The organism is Stutzerimonas sp. CXK-1, from assembly GCF_057738225.1.
Genome location: NZ_CM173217.1, coordinates 3,143,418 through 3,164,752, shown reverse-complemented (window position 1 = coordinate 3,164,752; position 21,335 = coordinate 3,143,418). Strand labels below are relative to the sequence as shown.

The window sequence follows — 21,335 nt, the reverse complement described above, 5'->3', positions numbered from 1 at the left end:
CCATTGCCTTGCTGGTATGACGGTCGGGCCGGCGGAGCTGCTGCCATGGCCGTGACCCAGCTCAAACCGCAGGCGCGGCGACGCACCCTGCTGGTGGTCGATGACCGCGAAGCCAACCTGGTCGCCATGGAGGCGCTGCTGGGCGATGGCGACTGGCAGGTGCATGGCGTCAGCTCCGGCGAGGCGGCGCTCAAGGCGCTGCTCGAACTGGATGTCGAGCTGGTGCTGCTCGACGTGCAGATGCCCGGCATGGACGGCTTCGAGGTGGCGCGGCTGATGCGGGCCAACCCGCACACCCGCTATACGCCGATCATCTTTGTCTCGGCCATTGCCCACACACGCGAATCGGTCCTGCGCGGCTACGCGACTGGCGCGGTGGATTTCGTTCTCAAGCCCTTCGATCCGCAGGTACTCAAGCACAAGATCAACACGCTGCTCGCCCACGAGCACAATCGCCGCGACCTGCAGCTGCTGTCGCAGCAGCTCGACAGCGCCCGCGCCTTCAACGCTTCGGTGCTGAACAACGCGGCCGAGGGCATCCTGGTGGTCGGCGAGGACGGCATCATCAGCTTCGCCAACCCGGCCATCGCGCAGATGCTCGAGTCCCGCGTCGAGGCGCTCCAGGGCACTCCGCTGCTCGAGCACCTGGCTTCGCCCGAGGTCGGCGGCCCCTGGCGTGACACGGAGTTCTACCGCCAGTGGCGGGCGGGGGCCACTTATCGCCTGCACGAGGCGCAACTGCACAAGGCCGACGGCGGCCACCTGCCGGTCGCGCTGTCCTGCTCGCCGCTGCCACGCCAGCAGCGCTCGATGGTGGTGCTGGCGCTGGACATGTCGGTCGTGCGCAACCTGCACGTTCAACTCGAGACCCAGGCGGTCACCGATTCGCTCACCGGGCTGCTCAACCGCCGAGGCTTCCACCAGGCGCTGGAGTCGGCGCTGGCGCGGGTCGACCGTAACGGCAAGGGCATGGCCGTGCTCTATATCGATCTCGATGGCTTCAAGCGCATCAACGATTCGCTGGGGCATGACGCCGGCGACGAGATTCTCTGCCGGGTCGCGCGCATGCTTGAGGCTTGCATGCGCCCGTACGACATCATCGCCCGCATGGGCGGCGACGAATTCACGGCGTTGCTCGATTCGCTCGACCATCCCGAAGATGCGGCCAAGGTCGCCGAAAAGCTGATCGACCTGATTTCCGTACGGCACACCATCGAGGGGACCGAGGTCACGTTGGGTGCGAGCATCGGCATTGCGCATTTTCCGGACTGCGGCAAGCGCGTCGACGAGCTGCTGCGGTCGGCGGACATGGCCATGTACGAGGCCAAGCGCGCCGGCCGGCGCCAGTATCGGTTCTTCTCGAACGAGATGAACGGCCGCGCGCACGCCCGCCTGACCATGGAGGAAAACCTGCGCAGTGCCATCGAGTGCAATGATTTCGAACTCGTCTACCAGCCGCAGATCATGCTGGGCGACGGCCGCCTGCGCGGCTTCGAGGCGCTGCTGCGCTGGCCACGCGCCGACGAGCCGGTGGCTCCCGGCGTGTTCATCCCGCTGCTCGAAGAGACCCGGTTGATCGAACGGGTCGGGGAGTGGGTGTTGCGCGAAGGGTTGCATCAGCGGCGCGAATGGCAGTCGCTGTTCGATGACGAGCTGATCCTCAGCCTCAACGTCAGCCCGGTGCAGTTTGCCCGCACCGGGCTGCTGGACAACCTGCGTCGGCTGATCGACGACTACGGCCTCAACCCGGGCCAGCTGGAAATCGAAGTCACCGAAGGCACGCTGATGCAGGACATCGAGCAGAGCTGCGACAAGCTCCGGCAGTTGCGCCAGCTCGGCGTGCGCGTGGCGATCGACGACTTCGGCACGGGGTACTCGTCGTTGGCCTACCTGCGCAACTTCGAGCTCGACACGCTGAAGATCGACCAGCTGTTCATCGCCAATATGCTCGACTCGCCGCGCGATGCCGCGGTGGTCAGCACCATTATCGACCTGGGCCGCAACCTCGGCCTGGAAGTCATCGCCGAAGGCGTCGAGAGCGAGGCGCAGCGGGACTGGCTGATCGACAACGGCTGCGACGTGATGCAGGGCTATCTGGTGTCCCCGGGCCTGGAGCCGGCCCGGGCCACCCAGTTCTCGCGTCGGCTATCGTGGGGCGCACGTTAGCACCGGGCCTCAGGCGGGCGGGAATTGCCGGTGCAGCTCGACCAGCTGGGCGTCCTTGGCCTGCCAAAGCGCGTTGACCCACTGCTGGAAAGCCAGGCGATAGGCGTCATCCTGATCGTAATTGCGGCCGATGAACTCTTCCGGGATGGGCTGCGACTCGAGACGCAGCACTACCTTGCGAATCCGGCCGGCCAGCAGATCCCAGAACGACGGTCGGCCGTCAGGATAGTGAATGGTGACGTTGATCAGTGCGCTGAGCTGCTCACCCATCGCATCGATGACAAAGGCGATGCCGCCGGCGCGCGGCCGCAGCAGATGGCGGAACGGTGACTGCTGCTCGGCGTGCTTGGCCGGAGTGAAGCGGGTGCCCTCGAGGAAGTTGAACACCGACACCGGGTTGGTGCGGTAACGCTCGCAGGCGCGGCGGGTCGTGGCCAGGTCCTCGCCGCGCTTTTCCGGGTGCTTGGCCAGGTATTCCTTGCTGAAGCGCTTCATGAAGGGGAACTCCAGCGCCCACCAGCACAGGCCGATCACCGGCACCCAGATCAGCTCCTGCTTGAGAAAGAACTTGAGGATCGGCATGCGGCGGCTGAGCTGGTACTGCAGCACCAGAATGTCGGCCCAGCTCTGGTGGTTGCTGGTGACCAGGTACGAGTGGCGCATGTCGACCAGCTCGCGGCCTTGGACGTCCCAGTCGATGTCCCGTGCGAGGTCCATCCAGAAGCTGTTCACCGCCATCCAGGACTCGGCGATCCAGTGCATGCCGTAGCGCAGCGTGCGCTGGACCGGGGCAAAGGGCAGCACCAGCTTGAGCAGGGCGAGGGCAAACAGCGGCCAGCACCAGAACAGGGTGTTGAGCGCGAGGAGTAGAGCGGAAAGCACGCCGCGCAGCGGCGCGGGAAGAAAGCTAAGCATGGCTGGCTCGTCGATACGGCTGAGTCGAGTCGCCAAGAGTAGCGATTATGCAGGCATCTGTAACTATTTGAAGTGGCAGTAAAAAGCCCGCCCATATGCGGCGTGGGCGGGCTTTGCTGGCGCGTGCGTCAGGCTTTCTGACTGGCCGCCTGAAGCGCGGTGAGCGCGATGGTGAAGACGATGTCCTCGACCAGGGCGCCGCGCGAAAGGTCGTTCACCGGCTTGGCCAGGCCCTGCAGCATCGGGCCGACGCTCAGGCAATTGGCGTTGCGCTGAACGGCCTTGTAGGTGGTGTTGCCGGTGTTCAGATCGGGGAAGATGAACACCGTTGCCTGGCCAGCCACCTTGCTGTTCGGCGCTTTCTGACGGCCGACGCTGAGCACGCTGGCCGCGTCGTACTGTAGCGGGCCATCGATCGCCAGCTGCGGTGCGCGCTCCTGGGCGATGCGAGTGGCTTCGGCGACCTTCTCGACCTCGGCACCGCTGCCGGAGCTGCCGGTGGAGTAGCTGATCATCGCCACGCGCTGCGGTACGCCGAGGGCGGCGGCCGACTCGGCGCTCTGCAGGGCGATTTCCGCCAGCTCGGTCGCGTTCGGGTTCGGGTTGACGGCACAGTCGCCGTAGACCAGCACCTGATCGGGCAGCAGCATGAAGAACACCGAGGACACCAGGCTGTAGCCCGGCGCGGTCTTGATCAGCTGCAGAGCGGGGCGAATGGTGTTGGCCGTCGTGTGCACCGCGCCGGAAACCAGGCCGTCGACCTCGTCCAGCGCCAGCATCATGGTGCCGAGCACCACGGTGTCCTGCAGCTGCTCGCGGGCCTGGTCGGGCGTCAGGCCCTTGGCCTTGCGCATTTCGCACATCGGCTCGACGTAGCGGTTGGCGATGGCGTCCGGATCGAGGATTTCCAGGCCGGCCGGCAGCTTGATCCCCTGCTCGCGGGCAATCGCCTCGACCTCGGCCTGCTTGGCCAGCAGTACGCAACGGGCGATCCCGCGCTCCTGGCAGATTGCCGCGGCGCGAATGGTGCGCGGCTCGTTGCCCTCGGGCAGCACGATGCGCTTGTTGGCGTCCTGAGCACGCTTGACCAGCTGGTAGCGGAATGCCGCAGGCGACAGGCGCAGCTCGGTGCGCGGCACGCTGCAGCGGGTGTGCAGGAACTCGGGGTGCAGATGGCCGGCGATGTAATCGGTCACGCGGGTGGCGCGTTCGACGTCGTCGGCCGGGGTTTCCTTGTTCAGCGCGAACAGGCTGGTGGCCGTGTCGTAGGAGCCGGTGGTCACGGTCATGACCGGCAGGCCGCCGTCGAGCGCCGCCTTGCACAGCTCGAGGATGCGCGGGTCCGGCGCGAAGTCGCTGCACAGCAGCAGACCGGCCAGCTTCACGCCGTTGAGCGAGGCCAGGCTGGCGGCCAGGATGATGTCGTCACGGTCGCCCGGCGTCACCACCAGTACGCCCGGCTGCAGCAGCGGCACGGTATTGGGCACGGCGCGGGCGCAGAGGACGATTTTCTTCACCCGGCGCTGGTCGGCTTCGCCGGCATGCAGGACCTGCGCGCCGAGCAGTTCGCCGATGTCGCGTGTGCGCAGCGCGTTCAGCTCTTCCTCGAAGGGGATGGCACCGAGCAATTGGAAGTCGGCGCTGCCCAGCAGCGGCAGGTGCTCCTTCAGGCGCTCGATGAAGGCGGGCACGCCGTCGTCACTCTTGACCTTGTTGAGGATGACGCCGAGCACTTTCGGGTCCTTGGCGCCGCCGAACTGCTGCGCCTGGATCTCGATGCGTTCGGCCATGCGCTTGAGGCTGTCCTTGCCCTGGGCGGCGATGAGGATGACCTCGGCGTCCAGGCTCTTGGCCAGGTGGGTGTTGATCTGCGAGGTGTAATCGGAGGTGGTGGTTGGCACCATGCCCTCGACGATCACCACGTCTTTGTCCAGCGCGACCTGCTGGAAGCGGCTGACCACGTCCTCGAGCATGAGGTCGAGTTCGCCGTTGGCCAGCTGGCGCTCGACCTGCTCGAGCGCCAGCGGCTCGGGGGATTTCAGCGACAGGGTGTTCTCGACGAGGATGCAGGAACGCTCACGGCCCTGGTCGACGGGAAACGGCTGGGCGATGGGCTTGAAGAAGCCGACCTTCAGGCCGGCCGCCTGCAGCGAGCGGATCAGGCCGAGGCTGATGGAGTTCAGACCACCGCCGAAACCGGTTGGGGCAAGAAACAAGGTGTGCATGGGATCTCCTTCAGGGAGCTAAAGGCTCAGTCTGCGCAAAGGCGGGCACGTCACCGGCACCGCATCGGGGGGCGGCGGCATGCGCGGCGCTAACAAGGCAAAACCCGGCACCCTCGAGAGGTGCCGGGTCGGAACTGCGGAGCGCTGCTTGCGCCGGCTCAGGCATCGAGCAGGGCAAGGGTATCCAGGGCGATCTGGCGCTCTTCATTGGTCGGCACCACCATGACGCGCGGGCTGCCCGCCGTCTGGATCTCGCCAGCGACGCCGCGGGTGCAGCGGGCGTTGGCTTCGGCATCGAGCTTGAAGTTGAACAGCTTCATGTGCTCCAGGGTGCGCTCGCGGACCGCAGCGGAGTTCTCGCCGATGCCGCCGGTGAACAGCAGGCCGTCGAGCTTGGGCAGGGCGCAGGCCATGCCGGCGAGCGACTTGGCCAGGCGGTAGCAGAACACCTCGAACGCCAGGGTGGCGCCGGGGTGACCGGCCTGACGGGACTCGGCCAGGGTGCGCATGTCGTTGGAGAGCCCCGACAGCCCCTTCAGGCCGCTTTCCTTGTTGAGCATGTTGTCGATCTTGGCCAGATCCCAGCCCAGCGTCTTGTTCAGGAAGTTGTGCAGGCTCGGATCGACGTCACCGCTGCGGGTGCCCATCACCAGACCTTCCAGCGGAGTCAGGCCCATGCTGGTGTCGCGGCTCTCACCGTTGACCACGGCGCAGGTCGAGCAGCCATTGCCCAGGTGGGCGACCAGCCAGCAGCTGTCTTCAACCGGCAGGTTGGTCATCTCCGCGGCGCGCTTGCTGACATAGCGGTGGCTGGTGCCGTGGAAGCCATAACGGCGCACGCCGTGGTCGGTGTAGAGGAAGCCCGGGATCGCGTAGCGATAGGCGTGCTCCGGCATGCTCTGGTGGAAGGCGGTATCGAATACGCCGACTTGTGGCATGTCGGGGAACAGGTTGATCGCCGCGTGGATGCCACTGAGGTTCGCCGGGTTGTGCAGCGGGGCCAGCTGGATGTTCGCCTCGATACCGGCGAGCGTCTCGTCGTTGAGCAGGCAGGAGGCGAAGAACTTTTCGCCACCATGGACCACGCGGTGGCCGATGCCGTGCAGGTGCCCGCCAGCGGCGTCTTCAACGCGCGGCAGGATCTGAGCCAGGGCGGCCTGGTGATCGGCATTCGGGACTTTCACGCTTTCCTTGCCGGCGGCGCTTTCGAAGTGGATGACCGCTTCCGGGCTGCCGATGCATTCGGCGAGACCTTGCAGCGGAAAAGTGGCTTGCGCCTCATTGACCAGGGCGAACTTGATCGACGAGCTGCCGCAGTTAATCACCAGGATGTTACGAGCCGACATCGGTGGTCCTCAGTGCTTGAATGTTATTGAAATAAGCGGACGTTGAGTCATGTGCCCGGGATTCTTGCATAGCCCTACAAAAAGCGATGCCATCCAAAGGTTGTAGGCAGGGGCGTCGATGGCAGCAGTCCGCGGCGTTTTGTCAAGCCGTGACGGTCCCACTCATCAGTCGTCGGTTCGCAATTGCGCCTGGGCGCGGTTAGACTTTGACGTTCATCCACTCATGCAATTAAAGGTTTCGCTCATGCTGATTGCCGCTAACAAGGCTGTCTCAATCGACTACACACTCACCAACGATGCCGGTGACGTGATCGACAGCTCCGCCGGCGGCGCGCCGCTGGTCTACCTGCACGGAGCAGGCAACATCATCCCGGGCCTGGAAAAGGCGCTGGAAGGCAAGCAGGGCGGTGACCAGATCCAGGTCACCATCGAGCCCGAAGACGCCTACGGCGAGTACAGCCCGGAACTGGTCGCCACCCTCAACCGCGCCATGTTCGAGGGCGTCGACGAACTGGAAGTCGGCATGCAGTTCCACGCCTCGGGCCCGGACGGCGGCATGCAGATCGTCACCATCCGCGAGCTGGACGGCGACGACGTGATCGTCGACGGCAACCACCCGCTGGCCGGTCAGCGCCTGAATTTCGAGGTCAAGGTGGTCAACGTGCGTGAGGCCAGCGAGGAAGAAGTCGCTCATGGTCACATCCACGGTGAAGGCGGCCATCACCACTGATGGGTAGCCCGCCAGCGGGCGGGCCGCCAGTCGTGCGGGTCAAGGAGGCGTTCCGGTTGCGACCGGAGCGCCTTTTTCGTGAGGAGGGAGAATCATGAGCGCATTTCACCAACTGGTATTGCCGGCCCTGGGCGGCGGTGAGCTGCCGCTGTCGCAGTACGCCGACCGGCTACTGCTGGTGGTCAACGTCGCGTCGCATTGTGGGCTGACCCCGCAGTATGCAGGCCTGGAACAGCTGTACCAGCGTTATGCCGGACGCGGGCTGGTGGTGCTGGGCATTCCCTGCAACCAGTTTGCCGGCCAGGAGCCGGGCAGCGACGAGGAGATTCGCTCGTTCTGTTCGCTCAACTACGGCGTCAGCTTTCCGCTCAGTGCCAAGCTGGAAGTCAATGGCCCGCAACGGCACCCCCTTTATCGCCTGCTGGCCGGCGAGGGCGCGGATTTCCCGGGCGATATCACCTGGAACTTCGAAAAATTCCTCGTCGACACCGACGGCCGCGTGCTGGGGCGCTTTTCGCCGCGTACGGCGCCGGACGATCCGGCACTGATTCAGGCGGTGGAGAGTGCGCTGCGCTGAAGCGTGCATCGCGCTCGTGGTTGCCGCTCGATAGATCTGGCTGATGGTCGTAGGCCGCCGATGCCGGCGGCCATATGCTCGCTTCCGAATAGCCGACCGGCCGCGCCTCCGGCGAGGTGGCGTGCCGGCGCGGTGAACGACACGAATCAAGGAGTCGATGCATGACCGCTAACGTACAAGCCCTGTTTCAGCCCTTCGAACTGGGCAGTCTTCGCCTGCCCACCCGCGTGGTGATGGCGCCGATGACCCGTTCGTTCTCGCCCAACGGGGTGCCGACCGACGCGGTCGTCGACTACTACCGCCGCCGTGCCGCAGCGGGCGTAGGGCTGATCATCACCGAGGGCACCACTGTCGGGCATGCTGCTGCCAACGGCTATCCGCAGGTGCCGCGCTTCTATGGCGAGGACGCCCTGGCCGGCTGGAAGCGCGTGGTCGACGCGGTGCATGCCGCCGGCGGGCGCATCGTGCCGCAGCTCTGGCATGTCGGTAACGTGCGGCGCCTGGGCACCGAGCCGGATGCCAGCGTGCCGGGGTACGGGCCGATGGAGAAGTGCAAGGATGGCAACGTCGTCGTGCACGGCATGACCCAGCAGGACATCCGCGACGTCATCGGCGCTTTCGCGCAGGCGGCGCGCGATGCCAAGGCCATCGGCATGGATGGCGTCGAGATCCACGGCGCCCATGGCTATCTGATCGACCAGTTCTTCTGGGAGGGCAGCAACCAGCGCACCGACGAGTACGGTGGCAGTCTGGCCAACCGTTCGCGCTTTGCCGTCGAGCTGGTCCAGGCGGTACGTGAGGCGGTGGGGCCGGACTTCCCGATCATCTTCCGCTTTTCGCAATGGAAGCAGCAGGACTATACGGCGCGCCTGGTGCAGTCGCCCGAAGCGCTCGGTGAGTTCCTCGCGCCGCTGGTCGAGGCGGGCGTGGACATCTTCCACTGCTCGACGCGTCGTTTCTGGGAGCCGGAATTCGAAGGCTCGGATCTCAACCTGGCCGGCTGGACCCGCCAGTTGACCGGCAAGCCCACCATTACCGTGGGCAGTGTCGGTCTGGACGGCGAGTTCCTGCAATTCATGGTCAAGACCGACAAGGTGGCCCAGCCGGCCGGTATCGAAGGGCTGCTGGAGCGATTGAACAAGGCCGAATTCGACCTGGTGGCGGTCGGGCGTGCGCTGATCTGCGATCCCGAGTGGGCGGTGAAGGTGCGCGAAGGGCGGATGGAAGAGATCCTGCCGTTCAGCCGCGAGGCGCTGAAGACGCTGGCGTGAGGAGAGACCGGGGGATTTCGGCGCATCTGCCATTCCCGACCCTCTAGTCTTCGCCCGGCCCCGCATACTGGTCGGATTCGGTGGGTGACCTGGAGCTTACCTACCGCTCGCCGTTCGCCCGGAAGAACAGCCGGGTGCCGGTCTGCGCCGGCGGTGGGTGGGAACTGTTTGGCAGGCTTCCACCTATGGCGCGGAAGGCGGCGTCGTTCCACTTCGCGGACCCTGCCGATCCAGCTGTCGCGCCGGCCCCCCTTCCTGCACCCAGAACAGCGTGGCCCCGGCCACTGCAGCCGGCATGATCAACAGGTTGAGGCCTGGTACCAGCAGCGCGGCGTAGGTCGCAGCGCCAAAACTCAGGCTCTGCCAGCGGCGCTGGCGCAGCCAGGCGAGCATCTCGCTCCAGCCCAGCTTGTTGTTGTCCGCCGGGTAGTCGATGTACTGCACCGCCATCATCCAGACGCCAAACAGCAGCCACAGGGGCGCGGCCGCGAGATTGAGCACCGGGATGAACGAGAGAACCAGCAGCGCCAGCGCACGCGGGGCGAAGTAGAGGAGCTTGCGCGCCTCGCGTGCCAGCGTCCGCGGCAGCATGGCCAGCAATTCCGCCCAGCTGAAGGGTGGCGAGTTGTCTTCGCCGCGCGCGACGACCTCGACCTTTTCGGCCAGAAAACCGTTGAACGGCGCGGCGATCACGTTCGCCAGCAGGGTAAAGGTGAAGAACACCATGAGCAGCAGCAGCGCGACGAACAATGGCCAGATCAGGTATTCGAGAAAGGCCAGCCAGTCGGGCAGGCTCGGCATCAGGGCATCGAGCCAACTGTCGAAGCGGCTGGCGGCGAAGTAGATCAGCCCGCCGAACAGCAGCACGTTCACGGTGACGGGCAGGATCACGAACAGGCGCAGCCCCGGGCTGAGCAACAGGCGCAGGCCCTGTTGCAGGTAGTGCGGGCCGGACAGGACGGCAGAAGGCATGGCGGACTCCAGTACATGGCGCATGCCCGATAGCACGAGGCTATGGCGTTCATGCAGCCTTTGAATTTCCGCGCGACGGGCGTGCTCGGTAGCCTTCGCGGTGTTGCTTTCCCTGGGGCATCCGATCCCAGAGCCTTCCCCTAGTGCCTGGATGCCCCTTTTTTATACAGCTGCTCGGCGCAGCCCGTCGCGCGCGAGGCTCACTTGCGGGTCAGCGGCTCGGCATCGAAGCGCACGCCCGGCAGACCGGTATCCATCAGTGCGCGGATGTTGCGGTGGTCGTCTCCAGCCGGGTTGGCCAGCACCGACTGGTAGTGCTCGCCGAAGGCGAGCAGGGCTTCCTCGGTGGTGAACTGCTCGAGCAGTGCCAACCCGAGCGTCTTGCAGGAGCCTTCGTTTTCGCCGGCGGCATTTTCCGCGGCGCCGTTGATGAAGCGGCTGGGCGTGTAGTCGTAGTTCGCCGCGATAAAGGCCAGGGTGTCGGCGAAACGGTGGTTGCGGTTGCGCAGGCTGGCGCGGAAATCCTTGAGGTTCATGGCTTGTGGGTCTTCTCGAAGGCGGCTTGTTGTTCCGGCGACGCTTCCTTCTGGTAGCGCTTTTTCCATTCGGCATAGGGCATGCCGTAGACCTCTTCGCGGGCCTCATCGAGGCTGACGGCCAGCTCCAGATCGTCGGCGGCCGCCTTGTACCACTTCGACAGGCAGTTGCGGCAGAAGCCGGCGAGGTTCATCAGGTCGATGTTCTGCACGTCGGGACGGCTGCGCAGATGCTGGACCAGACGGCGAAAGGCGGCGGCTTCGAGTTCGATACGTTGTTGGTCGTTCATGTGAGCATTGTTCTCGGCGGTGGCTGAGGTGGCCGGATCATAACCCTGGCTCCTGGTAGCGGCCAGCGCTGCCAAGGCCTGGGCGGTTCAGTCTCGGTGCCCGGCTAGCGTGATCGACACCGATTCGGCGAAGCGCAGCGCATGGGGCTTGTCGACCTCGACCTCGGCATAGCGCACCTGCGGATAGGCCATGACCAGGTCGAGGATTTCCTGGGTCAGGCGCTCGAGCAGGGCGAAGCGGTTGTCCTCGACATGGCGAATGATCGCCTTGGTGATGGTCCGGTAGTTCAGCGCGTGGTCGATGACGTTATCGCGAACGGCGTCGGCCGCCGGGTAGAGCATGGTGAGATTGATCAGCACGTCCTGCTTGTTGTTGATCTCTTCTTCCTTGATGCCGATGTAGGTGCGCAGGCGCAGATCCTTGACGCGGATGCGCGCCATTCCAGGCTCGAGACGGGGCATGAGGGCTCCTCGATCAGATCAGGTGGCGGCCACCATTCACCCTGAGGGTGGTGCCGGTGACATAGGGATTGTCGAACAGATAGCGCAGGCTCTGGTAGATCACCTCCGGCCCAGGCTCGATGCCCAGCGCCGACTTGGCCAGCGCCTTGCGGCGGTAGGCTTCATCGTCGTCAGGGTTGAACTGGATCAGCGCCGGGGCGATGCCATTGACCTTGACCGCCGGCGCGAGGCTGGCGGCGAAGGACAGGGTCAGGCTGTCCAGCCCGGCCTTGCTCGCGGCATAGCCGATGTGCTTGCTGCTGCCCTTGCGGGTAACGTCGTCGCCGATGTGCACGATGTCCGCCGGGCCGCCGTGGCGCAGCAGATCTGCACAGTGCAGGTTGATCAGGTAGGGCGCCAGCATGTGCACATGGAACATGCGCTCGAACACCTCGGCTTCCTGGCCAGGCGTTTCCGCCGCCCAGTCGGAGGCGTTGTGAACGATTGCGCGCAGACCGCCAGTGTGGCCGCGCAACGCGTCGATGAAGGCGAGGATGCCGTCGCGGCTGCTGAAGTCGGCCGGCAGGGCCAGTGCGCCGCGCTCGCGCAGCCGCTCGACGCCTTCGCGCGCCTGGCGATAGGTGATGATCACGGGCTGGCCGTCATCGAGCAGGCGCCCGGCGCAATGCAGGCCGATGCGCTGTCCGGCACCGGTGATCAACACGGGAAAGGGCGTTGTGCTCATGCGAAGAACCTGACTCGACGGGGCCGGTGGTCAATCGCACCGGCAGGGGCCAGGCAGCTTACACCAGATCGGCGGGTGCCTCCGACAGCGGGTCGGCGTGCAGCCGCTTGTGCTGTTGATAGAGGAAGTGGCGGATGCGCTCGGCATCCTTCTGCCCGGCGAACTCCACCTCGTAGGCAGCCTGGCCGTCCTTGAGTTCGCGCACCCGCCGCGCGTCGATTTCCATCGGTGCATCGTCGGGCAGGGCCAGCTGCAAGTGGAAGCTTTTTGGTGGCTTGCGGCGGCTGTCGGTTTCCACCAGCAGGCTGTGCGAGGACAGTTCGCGCACCTGCAACGCGCTGGGCTCGCCGCCACGTTCGAGCAACGGCAAGGGTTCGTCCAGGTGCAGGCGCCAGGCACGCGGCGTCGGGCCCTGTTCGTAGATGACCGGCGGTGACAATTGCAGGTTGAGGCTGTGCAGCTCGTCTTCGCGGATGCGCAGCGGAAAGGACATGCGGAAATCGCCGCTACGGGCCTCGAGCGTCAGCTCGGCTCGCGCGGCAAGCTGCAGCAGCAGCTCGTTGGACTTGGCTCCCCCGTCGACGCGAAAGCCGGTCGGTCCTTCGCCGTTGCTGGCGCCACGCAGCATCAGCTGGCGAATGAACGCCAACTCATCTTCGGTCAGAACCGTTTCATCGGTCATGTCGATCTCCTCCGCTGGCGGAGCAACCGCCGGATGCCGGGCCATGACTGCAAGGTGCCATCGCTGGGGCTGCGAGTGGACCTCCTGTGCTGAGTAAAGTTCCTTTCCGACCGTTTTGCTCGGTCATGCCGCGCTTGCGGCATAATGCCGAGCTTTGTTCGACGGAGTCCGCCCATGAAAGTCGCCATTCTTTCCGGCAGCGTCTACGGCAATGCCGAAGATGTCGCCCGCCACGCCCAGCGCCTGCTGAGCGAAGCCGGTTTCGAGGCCTGGCACGATCCGCGTGCCCAGCTGGACCAGCTGTTGGCCTTTGCACCGCAGGCCCTGCTGGTGGTGACCTCGACCACCGGCATGGGTGAACTGCCTGACAGCTTCGTCCCGCTGTATTCCGCGCTGCGAGATCGGCTGCCGGATTGGCGCGGCATGCCGGGTGGCGTCATCGCGCTGGGCGATGCCAGCTATGGCGATACCTTTTGCGGGGGCGGCGAGTTGGTGCGCGAGCTTTTTGTCGAACTCGGCGTGCGCGAAGTGCAGGACATGTTGCGGCTCGATGCCAGCGAGACGGTCACGCCCGAGGCCGACGCCGAGCCCTGGATCGCCAGCTTCGCCCAGGCTCTGCGCGCCTGACCCGAGCGGCCAGCAGCCTGGCTGCCAGGGCCACTATCGGCACGCAGCTCCGTAGCTAGAATCAGCGCACCGATAATGACAACAAGAGGTGCGCCGTGACTGTTCTACATACCTTGCCATCGCTCAAAAGCCAGGTCAGTGCCGCCGAATGGCAGACCCGCGTCGACCTGGCTGCCTGTTACCGGCTGGTGGCCCTGCACGGCTGGGATGACCTGATCTTCACCCACATCTCGGCCAAGATTCCTGGCACCGAGCATTTTCTGATCAACCCCTACGGGCTGATGTTCCACGAGATCACCGCCTCGAACCTGGTGAAGATCGATCTGGCCGGCAACCGCCTGATGGACGGCCCCTACGATATCAACCCGGCCGGCTACACCATTCACAGCGCTATCCATGAGGTGCGCGAGGATGTTGCGTGCGTGCTGCATACGCACACGGCCGCCGGTGTGGCGGTGTCGGCGCAACGACAGGGCGTGCTGCCGATCAGCCAGCAGTCGCTGTTCGTCCTGTCGAGCTATGCGACCCACGGCTATGAGGGGGTGGCGCTGAATCATGACGAGAAGGCGCGCCTGCAGGCCGATCTCGGCGAGGCGTCGTTCATGCTGCTGCCCAACCATGGTCTGCTGACCTGCGGCGGCAGCATCGCCGACACCTTCCTGATGATGTTCATCTTCCAGCGCGCCTGCGAAATCCAGGTGATGGCGCAGAGTGGCGGCGCCGAGCTGGTGGCCATCCCTCAGCAGATCCTGGCCGGGGCCAAGGCAATGGCCGCTGGCGTGACCCGCTCGCCGAACGGCATGGGTGGCGCGCTGGCCTGGCCGGCGCTGCTACGCAAACTGGACGCCCAGAGCCCCGGCTACGCCGAGTGAGCGGCGGTTGCGGCGAAACGCTGCAGCTGTGGGTAGAACGCGTGGAAGTCGGCGCTGAGCGGGCGGTAGAGCCGCTCCAGTTCGGCCATCGCGCCAAGCAGGCCTTCCGGGCGTGACAGCCGCCGGCTCATGCCGTGCAGCACCTGCTCGAGCACACCGAATTCGCGGTAGCTGCCGAGCCAGTCCTGCGCGGCCATGCGCGGTGCGATGAGGCCGAGCTTGCCAGGCAGTTCGGCCTCGGCAGCCAGCACCCGGTAGACACGGTGGGTGAACTGGGCGAGCGGCTCGTCGCTGAACTGCGGCCAATGCGTGGCCAGGCAGTGGTCGAAGAACAGGTCAACGAGGATGCCGGCGTAGCGGCGCCGATCCTGCGCGAAGCGTGCCTTGGCGGCGAGTACCTGGGCATGGCTGTCGGTAAAGGCATCGATGCGCCGGTGCAGGCGAATGCCGGCTTCGACCGCTGCCGGCCATTGGCCACGCAGCGGCCCCTTGACGAAATCGCCGTAGAGGCTGCCGAGCAGGGCGTCAGGTTCCTGGCCGCCGAGATGCAGATGAGCGAGGTAGTTCATCGCTGCAGCTTAGCCGATGTCCCGCTCAGGCTGCCTGGGCTAGCGGGCGTTCGGCGCCGAACAGCGCCTCGGCGATGGCTCCGTGCGCCAGCGCGGCGAGTTCGCTGCGGGAGCGGCCAGCGCTGACGATCGGCGGCAACAGCAGGACCTCGACCTCGACGGTGCCATGGCGCAATAGCCGGAAGAGGTGCGCGGGCAGTTCATCGTCGTCGATGTAGGGCGTGATCCGGTCAGGGCGGCCGTCGCGGCGGTAACGCAGCGCCACCGGCTGGATGGCAGCGCCGCTCACCACCGCAGCCTCCAGCAGGCGCGGATGAAAGCGGCGCAATCGCGAGCCGTCGGTCGAGGTGCCCTCGGCAAATATCAGCAGGCTCTGGCGTCCGGCCAGGCGCTCGGCCAGCTGCTCCCCGACCCGCCGGCTATCGCCCGCGCCACGGGAGATGAAGGCTGTGCCTGCCTGCCGGGCCAGATAGCCGAGCAGGGGCCAGCGCGCGACCTCCTGCTTGGCGAGAAACGATAGCGGCGCCACGCCGCCCAGCACCGGGATATCGACCCAGGAGATGTGGTTGGCCAGCCACAGCATCGGCTGCTCGGCAGGCTGGCCGATGACGCGCACGCGCAACGGAAGCGCGGCGGTGACGCGGCCGAGAAAGCGCTGCGTCAAGCATTGGCGCACAGCGGCCGAGGCGGGGCAACCGAGCCGCTCCCGACACGCCAGCCCGGCCGCGGTCAGCAGGCCGGCAAGCAGCACCGGGGCCAGCCGAAACAGCCTGGTGCACAGCCTGCCGGTGCTCATACCGCCGCCTTGAAGTGACGCGCATAGCGTGGGCAGAGCTCCTCGCGCTTGAGCAGGACGAACAGGTCGGCGACCTGGAATTCCGGGTCCCAGCAGGGCTCGCCACAGATCTTCGCGCCCAGCCGCATATAGGCCTTGAGCAGGGGCGGCAACTGCGCGGTGACGTTGCCCGGTACTGCGATCTCCGGCAGGGGCGTCATCGGCTCGGCGTAGAGCAGGTCGGTGCTCAGGTGCGTGTCGCGCAACGTCTGCATGATGGCCTGGGCCTGCAGGCCGCCGTCGCGCATGGAGACGCTGGCGCAGCCGATCAGATAGCGGTAACCGCCGCGATTGAGCGCTTCGGCCAGTTCGGCCCAGAGCACGCCGATCGTTGCGCCGTTGCGGTAGCCGGGGTCGACGCAGGTGCGGCCGATTTCCAGCACCGGGGCGTCGAGCCGGTCCAGCCCGCGCAGGCGGAACTCGCCCTCGCTGTAGAACCGCCCAAGCCGCCCGGCGGCATCGCCGTCGAGCAGGCGCGTGGTTGCGACCAGGCGACCATCGCGGCCGTCGCGCACGCCGAGGTGCCGACAATGCGGGTCGAACTCGTCGGCATCCAGCCCGGTGGCCGCGCCGGGCAGGCTGGCGCCGAACTCGCTGGCGAATACGCGGTAGCGCAATGCCTGCGCCTCGCGAAGGGCGCCGGGGTGGTCGAGATACTCGGCCTGTAGCGAGCGCAGGTTGCGAGAGGGAATGGCGCTGACACTCATGCGGACCTCCTGTTGCCCCGGCGGGGCGGTGTTGGCAAGCTGCCGGGAGCGTCTGTCGCGCCCCTTGTGCTGACGGGCCCAAACTAGGCCAGGCGGGTGTCGGGCACGTGACGAAGCGGTGATGCTTGGATGACGGCGCGCTCGACTCGAGGCGAGACAGAGGAGCAAGCGATGTTCTGGAATGACCTGCTCGGCCCGGCGCCGCCACCGGCGGAGGTCGCCAACCTGCGCGGCTGGTTTGCCGAACTGCAGAGCGCTGCGGGTGCCGACAGCTTCAGGCTGGCGTTGATCGGCGGGCGACGGTCGGCGACCCCGGGCCTGGCGTTTCTCGCCGGTTATCAGGCCGCCTTGCGGGCCCTGTGGGGCGAGGCCCCGGACGGCCTGGGCGCCCTCTGCGCCACCGAACAGCGGCAGCTCTCGCCGGCCGGCATGCAGACGCGCCTGGCGGCCGGCTGCCTGTCTGGCAGCAAGGACTTCGTCACCGCGGGCGATGCGGCGCAATGGCTGCTGGTGCCCGCGCGCAGCGAGGCAACCGGCGATACGCCGCGGCTGGCGTTATGTCTGCTGCCGGCGGCCGGTGCCGGCGTGCAGCTATGTTCCGGTCCGGCCTTGCCGGTCGTGCCCGACATCCCGCACGCCCGCTTACGGCTCGACAGGGCCCCTTGCCAGGTGTTGCCGGGCGATGGTTGGGCCGATTACGTCAAGCCGTTTCGTACCCATGAGGATATCCATGTGCTGGCTGCGCTCGGCGCCTGGCTCTATGCCCGTCTGCTGCCGGCCGAGGGGCCGCAGGCAGCCTCTGTATCCCTGGCCGCCTTGCTCGCCAGCCTGCGCGAGATCGCCCGATTGCCGGCCGCCGCGGCCGACACGCACCTGTTGCTGGCCGGAGCCATCGAGCAGTTCGCCGTCCTGCAGGACAGGCTGGCGCCGTGTCTGCCTGCCCGACTGGCTGCTGAATGGCAACGCGACCGAGCGGTCCTGGGGATCGCCCGGCAGGCGCAGGGGCGCCGTCTGTCTCGGGCGTTACAGAGGCTGGGCATCGAGTCGGTCGCTCAGTGCGGGCCGGACTAGGGCGAACTCTTTGCGTGCCTCAAGGGTCTGGGTAATCTAGCTGCGCCGCGCGCAGGGGCCATACGAAAAGCCCCTGCCTGCGGCGATCACCGGATCGATCCAGACAAGGGATTTCATGTCACTGTGCCGTGGTTCGGCTCGCTTGCCGCATAGCTTCATGCCCTTCACGCCATTACCGGAGCGCCGCCCATGATGCTGGCCGGCGAGGTGCTGCCCTGGCGTGAAGGCAATCGCTTCCATCTGCTGGTAGACGGGCCGAACTTTTTTCCTGCGATGCTCGATGCGCTGGCGCAAGCCGAGCGGACCATCGACCTGGAGCTCTATCTGGTCGAGGACGGGCGTTGCCTGGACCGGTTGCTGAGCGTTCTGCTGGCGGCGGCCGAGCGGCGTGTGCGGATTCGTTGCCTGTTCGATGGCTTCGGCTGCTTCAAGCTCGGCCAGCGCAACCGCGAACGGTTGGCCAGCGCCGGCATCGAAGTGCGGTTGTACAACCCGCTGGAGCTGCGCCTGCGGTTCCGCAACCTGCACCGCGACCATCGCAAGATCGTGCTGATCGACAGCGAGACCGTGTTCATCGGCGGTACCGGCGTGACCGACGATTTCTGGGACCCGGACAACCCGCGCCAGCACTGGCACGAGGTCATGGTCAAGGCCAGTGGCCCGGTGGTGCAGGACTGGCAGCGGCTGTTCGATAGCCAGTGGGCATCCTGCCTGACCCGGCGCCGTATCTGGCACCTGCCACAGCCGAGCCGTGCGCCGCGTATTCCGCTGCGCCCGGAGGCCTCGCAAGGCATGGGCCGGGTCGCCTACGCAGCCGCGCGTCAGCACAGCGACGTGCTGCACAGCCTGCTGCGCAAACTGCACCGCGCCGAGCAGCGCATCTGGCTAGCCACACCTTATTTCCTGCCCACCGGCAAGGTGCGGCGGGCGCTGATCCGGGCGGCGCGCCGGGGTGTCGATGTGCAGTTGCTGCTGACCAGCCGCAACACCGACCACCCGCCGGTCCGCTACGCCGGGCAACGCTTCTATCCGCGCCTGCTGCGCGCCGGTGTGCGGATACACGAATATCGACCACACTTCCTGCACATGAAAATGGTCATGGTCGATGACTGGGTCAGCGTCGGTTCGTGCAATTTCGACCACTGGAACCTGCGCTGGAACCTCGAGGCGAACCTGGAGGCCATCGACCCGGCGTTCACCGATGAGGTGACGCGCTGCTTCCGGCAGGATTTCGACGAGAGTCGCGAGGTGACACTCCGGCGCTGGTACGCTCGGCCACTGCATGTGCGGCTGTATCAGCGCATGTGGGGCTGGCTCGACCGGCTGCTGGTCAATATCTTCAACCGCGGGGGCTAGAGGCGTCGCGGTCGCGCCACGGCGCGATTCTGGCGGCTCCGGCTGTCGCTGCATCACCACTGGCGCTTACCCAAGGAGCTTTGCATGGCTGCCAAGAACATCCTGATGCTGGTCGGCGATTACGCCGAAGACTACGAGACCATGGTGCCGTTCCAGGCGCTGCAGATGGTCGGCCACTGCGTGCATGCCGCCTGCCCGAACAAGAAGGCCGGCGACAGCGTGCGTACCGCGATCCACGATTTCGAGGGCGACCAGACCTACAGCGAGAAGCCGGGGCACAATTTCGCGCTCAATACCGACTTCGAAGGCCTGCGCGCCGACGACTTCGACGCGCTGCTGATTCCCGGTGGGCGTGCGCCGGAATATCTGCGCCTGAACGAAGAGGTGTTGGCGTTGGTTCGTGCCTTCGACGCGGCTGGCAAGCCGATCGCCGCCGTCTGTCATGGCGCGCAACTGCTGGCGGCCGCGGGTGTGCTCAAGGGCCGTGCCTGCAGTGCCTACCCGGCCTGCGGACCGGAAGTGAAGCTGGCCGGCGGTGATTACGTCGACATCCCGGTCGACCAGGCCCACACCCAGGGCAACCTGGTCACGGCGCCGGCCTGGCCCGCTCACCCGGCCTGGCTGGCAGCCTTTCTGAAGCTGCTCGGTACGCGAATCGAACTGTAGAAACGAAAACGCCCGGCGACTGCCGGGCGTTTTTTTGCACCTGGGCGGTTACTTCACTTCGACCGCGAGCGACTCGGCGATCTTGTGCTGCCAGAGTGCCGGACCGGTGGTGTGCACCGATTCGCCCTGGGTGTCGACCGCCACGGTCACTGGCATGTCCTGCACCTCGAACTCGTAGATGGCTTCCATCCCGAGCTCTTCGAACGCCAGCACCTTGGACTTCTTGATCGCCTGGGCGACCAGGTAGGCGGCGCCGCCGACGGCCATCAGGTAGACGGCCTTGTTGTCGCGGATCGCGTCGATCGCGATCGGGCCGCGCTCGGACTTGCCGATCATGCCCAGGAGGCCGGTGCTCTCGAGGATCTGGCGGGTGAATTTGTCCATCCGCGTCGCGGTGGTCGGGCCGGCCGGGCCAACCACTTCGTCACGCACCGGATCGACCGGGCCAACGTAATAGATGAAGCGGCCCTTGAGGTCCACCGGCAGCTCTTCGCCCTTGTTCAGCATGTCGACCATGCGCTTGTGCGCGGCGTCGCGGCCGGTGAGCATCTTGCCGTTGAGCAGGATGGTCTCGCCCGGCTTCCAGCTCTGCACTTCTTCCGGGGTAATGGTGTCGAGGTTGACGCGGCGCGCGCTCGGGCCGGCTTCCCAGACGATTTCCGGGTAGGCGTCCAGCGGCGGCGCTTCCAGGCTGGCCGGGCCGGAGCCGTCGAGCACGAAGTGCGCATGGCGGGTCGCGGCGCAGTTGGGGATCATGCACACCGGCAAGGAGGCGGCGTGGGTCGGGTAGTCCATGATCTTGACGTCGAGCACCGTGGTCAGGCCGCCCAGGCCCTGAGCGCCAATGCCCAGCTGGTTGACCTTGTCGAACAGTTCCAGGCGCAGCTCCTCGATGCGGTTCTGCGGGCCGCGGGCCTTGAGCTCGTGGATGTCGATCGGGTCCATCAGGACTTCCTTGGCCATCACCGCGGCCTTCTCGGCGGTGCCGCCGATGCCGATGCCGAGCATGCCCGGCGGGCACCAGCCGGCGCCCATGGTCGGCACGGTCTTGAGCACCCAGTCGACGATCGAGTCGGACGGGTTGAGCATGGCCATCTTCGACTTGTTCTCCGAACCACCGCCCTTGGCGGCCACATCCACCTCGACTTTGTCACCCGGGACGATGGAGTAATGGATGACGGCCGGGGTATTGTCCTTGGTGTTCTTGCGGGAACCTGCCGGGTCGGCCAGGATCGAAGCACGCAGCACGTTGTCCGGGTTGTTGTAGGCGCGACGTACGCCTTCGTTGATCATGTCGTCCAGACTCATGCTGGCGCCGTCCCAGCGCACGTCCATGCCGACCCGGACGAACACGGTGACGATGCCGGTGTCCTGGCAGATCGGGCGATGCCCGGTGGCGCACATGCGCGAGTTGATCAGGATCTGCGCCATGGCGTCGCGTGCAGCCGGAGACTCTTCCCGAAGGTAGGCTTCATGCATCGCCTGAATGAAATCGACGGGATGGTAATAGGAAATGAATTGCAAAGCGTCGGCGACGCTTTGAATCAGGTCGTCTTGCTTGATCACGGTCATGCAGCGCGTCCTCTAGGCGGGGCGGGTAGCGAGCGCGACGGCACGGATGACGCGCTCAGGTAAAAAAACGCGCGGCAGTATACCGCGTCGTACAGTCCGTAACACGGCTGAACCAGGAGAGAGAAATGCAGGCCAAGGTCGGCGACAGGGCTACCAGCGAGCGC

The 21,335-nt window shown here is 66.1% G+C and carries 22 protein-coding genes; 9 read left to right on the top strand and 13 right to left on the bottom strand.

Annotation, left to right across the window (positions count from 1 at the left end):
• Window positions 1-45 precede the first annotated feature (45 nt).
• Entirely contained in the window at window positions 46-2,166 is a 2,121-nt protein-coding gene (locus tag AC0KXH_RS15055) for a two-component system response regulator (protein ID WP_041104163.1), read from the top strand.
• Window positions 2,167-2,175: 9 nt separating this feature from the next.
• Here AC0KXH_RS15055 and yihG read toward each other — a convergent pair whose 3' ends face one another.
• The 3 genes from yihG to AC0KXH_RS15040 form a co-directional block, all read right to left on the bottom strand.
• Complete coding sequence (gene yihG, locus AC0KXH_RS15050; RefSeq protein WP_041104164.1) at window positions 2,176-3,081, bottom strand: 1-acylglycerol-3-phosphate O-acyltransferase, YihG family; 906 nt, start codon at window positions 3,079-3,081, stop codon at window positions 2,176-2,178.
• Window positions 3,082-3,209: 128 nt separating this feature from the next.
• Window positions 3,210-5,306, bottom strand: a complete 2,097-nt coding sequence (gene pta / locus AC0KXH_RS15045) for a phosphate acetyltransferase (RefSeq protein WP_165562863.1) — start codon at window positions 5,304-5,306, stop codon at window positions 3,210-3,212.
• A 158-nt stretch (window positions 5,307-5,464) separates the two neighbouring features.
• Window positions 5,465-6,652 carry an acetate kinase gene (locus AC0KXH_RS15040; protein ID WP_488223636.1) on the bottom strand — a complete coding sequence of 396 codons (1,188 nt, stop codon included), beginning with the start codon at window positions 6,650-6,652 and terminating at the stop codon, window positions 5,465-5,467.
• A gap of 244 nt (window positions 6,653-6,896) precedes the next feature.
• Between AC0KXH_RS15040 and AC0KXH_RS15035 the strand changes: the two genes are divergently transcribed.
• From AC0KXH_RS15035 to AC0KXH_RS15025, 3 genes are all read left to right on the top strand, one after another.
• Window positions 6,897-7,382 carry an FKBP-type peptidyl-prolyl cis-trans isomerase gene (locus AC0KXH_RS15035; RefSeq protein WP_041104167.1) on the top strand — a complete coding sequence of 162 codons (486 nt, stop codon included), beginning with the start codon at window positions 6,897-6,899 and terminating at the stop codon, window positions 7,380-7,382.
• 94 nt (window positions 7,383-7,476) lie between these two features.
• Window positions 7,477-7,959 carry a glutathione peroxidase gene (locus tag AC0KXH_RS15030; protein WP_041104168.1) on the top strand — a complete coding sequence of 161 codons (483 nt, stop codon included), beginning with the start codon at window positions 7,477-7,479 and terminating at the stop codon, window positions 7,957-7,959.
• 161 nt (window positions 7,960-8,120) lie between these two features.
• On the top strand, window positions 8,121-9,230 hold the full coding sequence (locus tag AC0KXH_RS15025) for an NADH:flavin oxidoreductase (protein WP_043221642.1): 1,110 nt from the start codon (window positions 8,121-8,123) through the stop codon (window positions 9,228-9,230).
• Between the two features lie 183 nt (window positions 9,231-9,413).
• On the opposite strand, the gene cysZ is transcribed toward AC0KXH_RS15025, so the two are convergent.
• The 6 genes from cysZ to AC0KXH_RS14995 all read right to left on the bottom strand — a co-directional run bounded on the left by cysZ (window position 9,414) and on the right by AC0KXH_RS14995 (window position 12,896).
• Window positions 9,414-10,202, bottom strand: coding sequence for a sulfate transporter CysZ (cysZ, locus tag AC0KXH_RS15020; RefSeq protein ID WP_200629187.1), 789 nt, complete (start codon window positions 10,200-10,202; stop codon window positions 9,414-9,416).
• 200 nt (window positions 10,203-10,402) lie between these two features.
• On the bottom strand, window positions 10,403-10,738 hold the full coding sequence (locus AC0KXH_RS15015; RefSeq protein WP_488223635.1) for a HopJ type III effector protein: 336 nt from the start codon (window positions 10,736-10,738) through the stop codon (window positions 10,403-10,405).
• Window positions 10,735-11,028, bottom strand: a complete 294-nt coding sequence (locus AC0KXH_RS15010; RefSeq protein ID WP_043221638.1) for a DUF1244 domain-containing protein — start codon at window positions 11,026-11,028, stop codon at window positions 10,735-10,737. The genes AC0KXH_RS15015 and AC0KXH_RS15010 overlap by 4 nt, the downstream gene beginning before the upstream one ends.
• Before the next feature lie 87 nt (window positions 11,029-11,115).
• A complete protein-coding gene (gene folX / locus AC0KXH_RS15005; RefSeq protein WP_041104172.1) occupies window positions 11,116-11,490 on the bottom strand; it encodes a dihydroneopterin triphosphate 2'-epimerase in 375 nt (124 codons plus the stop codon).
• 13 nt (window positions 11,491-11,503) lie between these two features.
• The gene (folM, locus tag AC0KXH_RS15000) at window positions 11,504-12,214 is read right to left on the bottom strand and encodes a dihydromonapterin reductase (RefSeq protein WP_041104174.1); all 711 of its coding nucleotides are present in this window, start codon (window positions 12,212-12,214) and stop codon (window positions 11,504-11,506) included.
• 58 nt (window positions 12,215-12,272) lie between these two features.
• Entirely contained in the window at window positions 12,273-12,896 is a 624-nt protein-coding gene (locus AC0KXH_RS14995; protein ID WP_041104175.1) for a hypothetical protein, read from the bottom strand.
• A 174-nt stretch (window positions 12,897-13,070) separates the two neighbouring features.
• On the opposite strand from AC0KXH_RS14995, the gene AC0KXH_RS14990 reads away from it, so the two are divergent.
• On the top strand, window positions 13,071-13,523 hold the full coding sequence (locus AC0KXH_RS14990) for a flavodoxin (protein WP_488223634.1): 453 nt from the start codon (window positions 13,071-13,073) through the stop codon (window positions 13,521-13,523).
• Between the two features lie 95 nt (window positions 13,524-13,618).
• Window positions 13,619-14,395, top strand: a complete 777-nt coding sequence (locus tag AC0KXH_RS14985; RefSeq protein ID WP_041104179.1) for a class II aldolase/adducin family protein — start codon at window positions 13,619-13,621, stop codon at window positions 14,393-14,395.
• Here AC0KXH_RS14985 and AC0KXH_RS14980 read toward each other — a convergent pair.
• From AC0KXH_RS14980 to olsB, 3 genes are read right to left on the bottom strand one after another with little or no spacing between them, the layout of a single operon-like run.
• On the bottom strand, window positions 14,383-14,964 hold the full coding sequence (locus tag AC0KXH_RS14980; RefSeq protein ID WP_043221633.1) for an acyl carrier protein phosphodiesterase: 582 nt from the start codon (window positions 14,962-14,964) through the stop codon (window positions 14,383-14,385). The two genes, AC0KXH_RS14985 and AC0KXH_RS14980, sit on opposite strands and share 13 nt — an antisense overlap.
• A 25-nt stretch (window positions 14,965-14,989) precedes the next feature.
• Entirely contained in the window at window positions 14,990-15,760 is a 771-nt protein-coding gene (locus tag AC0KXH_RS14975) for a lysophospholipid acyltransferase family protein (protein WP_488223633.1), read from the bottom strand.
• Window positions 15,757-16,506, bottom strand: coding sequence for an L-ornithine N(alpha)-acyltransferase (gene olsB / locus AC0KXH_RS14970; protein WP_488223632.1), 750 nt, complete (start codon window positions 16,504-16,506; stop codon window positions 15,757-15,759). Before olsB ends, AC0KXH_RS14975 begins: the two co-directional genes overlap by 4 nt.
• A 171-nt stretch (window positions 16,507-16,677) precedes the next feature.
• On the opposite strand from olsB, the gene AC0KXH_RS14965 reads away from it, so the two are divergent.
• From AC0KXH_RS14965 to AC0KXH_RS14955, 3 genes are all read left to right on the top strand, one after another.
• Window positions 16,678-17,577 carry an acyl-CoA dehydrogenase middle domain-containing protein gene (locus tag AC0KXH_RS14965; RefSeq protein ID WP_488223631.1) on the top strand — a complete coding sequence of 300 codons (900 nt, stop codon included), beginning with the start codon at window positions 16,678-16,680 and terminating at the stop codon, window positions 17,575-17,577.
• 192 nt (window positions 17,578-17,769) lie between these two features.
• Entirely contained in the window at window positions 17,770-18,933 is a 1,164-nt protein-coding gene (locus AC0KXH_RS14960; RefSeq protein ID WP_488224617.1) for a phospholipase D-like domain-containing protein, read from the top strand.
• A gap of 84 nt (window positions 18,934-19,017) precedes the next feature.
• Entirely contained in the window at window positions 19,018-19,599 is a 582-nt protein-coding gene (locus tag AC0KXH_RS14955) for a DJ-1/PfpI family protein (protein ID WP_488223630.1), read from the top strand.
• Window positions 19,600-19,647: 48 nt separating this feature from the next.
• On the opposite strand, the gene AC0KXH_RS14950 is transcribed toward AC0KXH_RS14955, so the two are convergent.
• On the bottom strand, window positions 19,648-21,171 hold the full coding sequence (locus AC0KXH_RS14950) for a fumarate hydratase (RefSeq protein WP_212542994.1): 1,524 nt from the start codon (window positions 21,169-21,171) through the stop codon (window positions 19,648-19,650).
• Window positions 21,172-21,335 lie beyond the last annotated feature (164 nt).